This window comes from Candidatus Symbiopectobacterium sp., from assembly GCF_020054415.1.
In the GTDB taxonomy this organism is placed as follows: domain Bacteria; phylum Pseudomonadota; class Gammaproteobacteria; order Enterobacterales; family Enterobacteriaceae; genus Symbiopectobacterium.
On sequence record NZ_JAHWCO010000132.1, the window covers coordinates 1 to 3,194 of the forward strand.

The 3,194-nt window shown below is 49.3% G+C and carries 4 protein-coding genes and 2 pseudogenes; 2 read left to right on the plus strand and 4 right to left on the minus strand.

Annotation, left to right across the window (positions count from 1 at the left end):
• Window positions 1-155 (plus strand): annotated as a pseudogene (locus QZ506_RS04000) (IS481 family transposase); the annotation flags it as partial.
• A gap of 50 nt (window positions 156-205) precedes the next feature.
• Here QZ506_RS04000 and nrdH read toward each other — a convergent pair.
• From nrdH to QZ506_RS04020, 4 genes are all read right to left on the minus strand, one after another.
• On the minus strand, window positions 206-499 hold the full coding sequence (gene nrdH / locus QZ506_RS04005; RefSeq protein WP_291969242.1) for a glutaredoxin-like protein NrdH: 294 nt from the start codon (window positions 497-499) through the stop codon (window positions 206-208).
• Window positions 500-780: 281 nt separating this feature from the next.
• Window positions 781-1,575, minus strand: a complete 795-nt coding sequence (gene speD / locus QZ506_RS04010; RefSeq protein WP_291969244.1) for an adenosylmethionine decarboxylase — start codon at window positions 1,573-1,575, stop codon at window positions 781-783.
• A gap of 29 nt (window positions 1,576-1,604) precedes the next feature.
• Window positions 1,605-2,459, minus strand: coding sequence for a polyamine aminopropyltransferase (gene speE, locus QZ506_RS04015; RefSeq protein ID WP_291969246.1), 855 nt, complete (start codon window positions 2,457-2,459; stop codon window positions 1,605-1,607).
• A gap of 112 nt (window positions 2,460-2,571) precedes the next feature.
• Window positions 2,572-2,919, minus strand: a complete 348-nt coding sequence (locus QZ506_RS04020; protein WP_291969247.1) for a YacC family pilotin-like protein — start codon at window positions 2,917-2,919, stop codon at window positions 2,572-2,574.
• Window positions 2,920-3,113: 194 nt separating this feature from the next.
• Between QZ506_RS04020 and QZ506_RS04025 the strand changes: the two are divergent.
• Window positions 3,114-3,194: pseudogene (locus tag QZ506_RS04025) on the plus strand (IS1 family transposase); the annotation flags it as partial.

A 3,194-nucleotide genomic window follows, 5' to 3' on the forward strand; every position in this document is an offset into this window, starting at 1 on the left:
ACCTGGAAAGCCTGCAGGTAGATCTGGACAACTGGTTGTGGCATTACAATAATGAGCGAACTCATCAGGGAAAAATGTGCTGCGGGCGTACGCCGATAGCCACTTTACTCGATGGAAAACGGATCTGGGCAGAAAAGAATCTGAACCAGATGTAATCTGACAGACACCTGTATAAATAATCGGTAACTGTCAGATCAGGTCTGAGCTAGTACAGATAAACCGATGCGTGTTTTCCGATTGGCTGGAAAAATAGGCCAGTGGATTCATTGCGCCCCCTTACTGCAACTGCGCTGAGTTTATCCGGGCAAAAACCGCTCCAGTGGTCGTCCTCTGTCATAACGACCGGTACCTGTTGATAGCACAATGCCCTTACCCGCTGTAATGCCTGCTCATCTTCTGTCAGGTCGATAAGCTGATAGGCGATACCTTGTTTATCCAAAGCACGGCACGTCGCATTGCACTGAACACAGTGCGGTTTAGTAAAAATACTAATGCGCATGGTTCGTATTTACCTTTTGGGTTAAAGTCAGTATGGTAAAGCGGCCTTGTGACACCCTTCCGCTGCCGCCTTTCTGCGAAACGCGCCTTATCGATAATCGTGGCGTGTTTAAATACTAGATGTAGATGTTTTTAATTTTAACCATACAGTATATGGTGCTTAGTGTGGGCTCATTGAGTCGGAGATCGGAATGGTGGAAGAAGACAGTGCTACCAAGGGGGAAACGGGGGCGTGGTTGAGAATAAAAAAAACGGGCCGCTGTGGGCCCGCCGGTACGTCATCTACAAAACCGGAAGATTCCTACCGTAGTAGATCTCTCGCATTTCATGATAGAGCAGATCGGTGATCCTTTTGCGCTCCACCGCTTCCAGATTTTCTGGCGCGGCGTTGAACAGATAGTGCCGCAGATCGAAATCCTTGAGCAGCATTTTGGTGTGAAACATATTCTCCTGATACACATTCACGTCCATCAGGTGATACAGAGACTTCATATCTTCCGACATAAAGTTCTGAATGGAATTGATTTGATGGTCGATGAAATGTTTTACCCCGTTGATATCACGCGTGAAACCGCGCACACGATAGTCAATGGTGACAATATCGGATTCCAACTGGTGAATCAGGTAATTCAGTGCTTTTAGCGGGGAAATCACGCCGCAGGTTGACACTTCAATATCGGCGCGAAAGGTGCACAGGCCGCCCTCGGGATGGCTTTCCGGGTATGTGTGTACACAAATATGGCTCTTGTCCAGATGCGCAACCACGGAATGGGGCAGCGGTCCGGGAAGTTCTGAGTTATCGACATCGCGCGGATCCATCGGCTCTTCGCTGACCAGAATAGTCACGCTGGCACCCTGAGGATCGTAGTCTTGCCGCGCGATGTTCAAAATATTGGCACCAATGATAGTACAGGTTTCCGTGAGGATCTCTGTCAAACGATTGGCGTTGTACTGTTCGTCAATATAGGCGATATAGCCGTCGCGATCGTCAGCGGTTTTGGCATAGCAGATATCGTAGATACAAAAACTCAGGCTTTTGGTCAGGTTGTTAAAGCCATGCAGTTTCAGCTTGTGCAATTTTCGTCACCCCCTTATGGCTGTATGCGTCAGGCTAATGCATTCAGTAGATATTGTGGCAGCGCAAAGCTACCCGTGTGGACAGCCGGATTGTAATAACGGCAGGTGATGCCTGAAGCGTGATAACGTGCCGCAAGCGCGTCCTGTGCTACCATGCGCAATGTCTGATCGTTGCTGGCCCAGGCAAAGGTCATGATGCCACCGTAATAGGTGGGGATTGCCGCCTGATAGAAGGTGACATCCGAAAAAGAGCGGTTGAGTAAGCGGTGGCTGTTGATGGCTTCATCCTGTTGCAGGAAACAGACGCCATTTTGTGCGACAAACAGGCCGCCAGGATTCAGGCAATGCGCACAGCCATCGTAAAACTCTGAGCTGAAAAGGCTTTCTCCGGGGCCGATGGGATCGGTGCGATCAGAAATGATCACATCAAACCTATCGCGGTTTTGGCTGACAAAATCAACGCCATCGGCGATCACCAGCGTTAAACGCGGATCGTCATAAGCTCCGGCACTGTGGTTGGGAAGGTACTGGCGACAGAAACTGACCACCCCCGCATCAATCTCCACCATGGTTATGTGTTCTACTTCCGGATGGCGACACACTTCGCGCAGGATGCCACCATCGCCGCCACCGACAATCAGCACGCGCTTGGCAGCGCCATGTGCCAGCAGAGGGACATGGGATAGCATTTCATGGTAGATAAACTCGTCGCGTTCGGTGGTTTGCACCACGCCATCCAGTGCCATCACGCGCCCCAGCGCCGCATTTTCGAAGATAATCAGATCCTGATGGGCGGTTTTTTCATGAAACAGCACTTGGTCAATGGAAAAATATTGGCCGAAGCTGGCATGTAACGTTTCATGCCATATCTCTTTTCGGGACATGTCAGGGCTTCCTCTGCGATAACCGCCGTGAAAATGGGCGCGCCATCATAGCTAACCCGCTGATGGCTTGCACTACGAAATTTCAGGCAGTGCGGGAAACGTTACGCGAGCACTATTTCGCGTACGCGAGCAGACCGAGCGAGTTTTGCGCCAGCGATTGACACTTTTTGGGCGTCGGTATTGGGATGTTACTCAGATCGCGGTAGCTATCCTCACCCAGGCTGGTCATATCAAAGTCACTGTAATTGTTGAGATTCCAACGGTTTTGCTGTGCAAAAGCGACCAGAACACGTCGAATATGATCGTTGGGAATGTCTTGATAGCCACAGTTGTTTTTTAGATAGACGAAAATGGCCGTCAAGTCAGCGAGATCTTCCGCCTCAAATTCATTCAGTGCGTTACTGGCTGACGAAAATCCCATCAGACTCATAAGCAGCAGTGCCCGCGCAGAGCGTTTCATGATTAAACCTGTATCAACAATCGTAAAATGACGCTATCACAGATGGGGTAAGTGGGTTCAAGGTTTATTTTACGCGTTCACGTTAGTAAAACTAGTTATTCCCTGATGTTCCAATCTGTACGGTTGAGACCAATGGTCGTGTATTCAACATGTTGATTGCAGTGTACCATATCCGGTTTTGGATGTGGAATACAGTGGCTAAAGTTTATGTAAGATGCCCGTTTTGTGAACAGACATCTCCTGTGAAAAAACACGGTTATGGCAAAAGTGGCCAT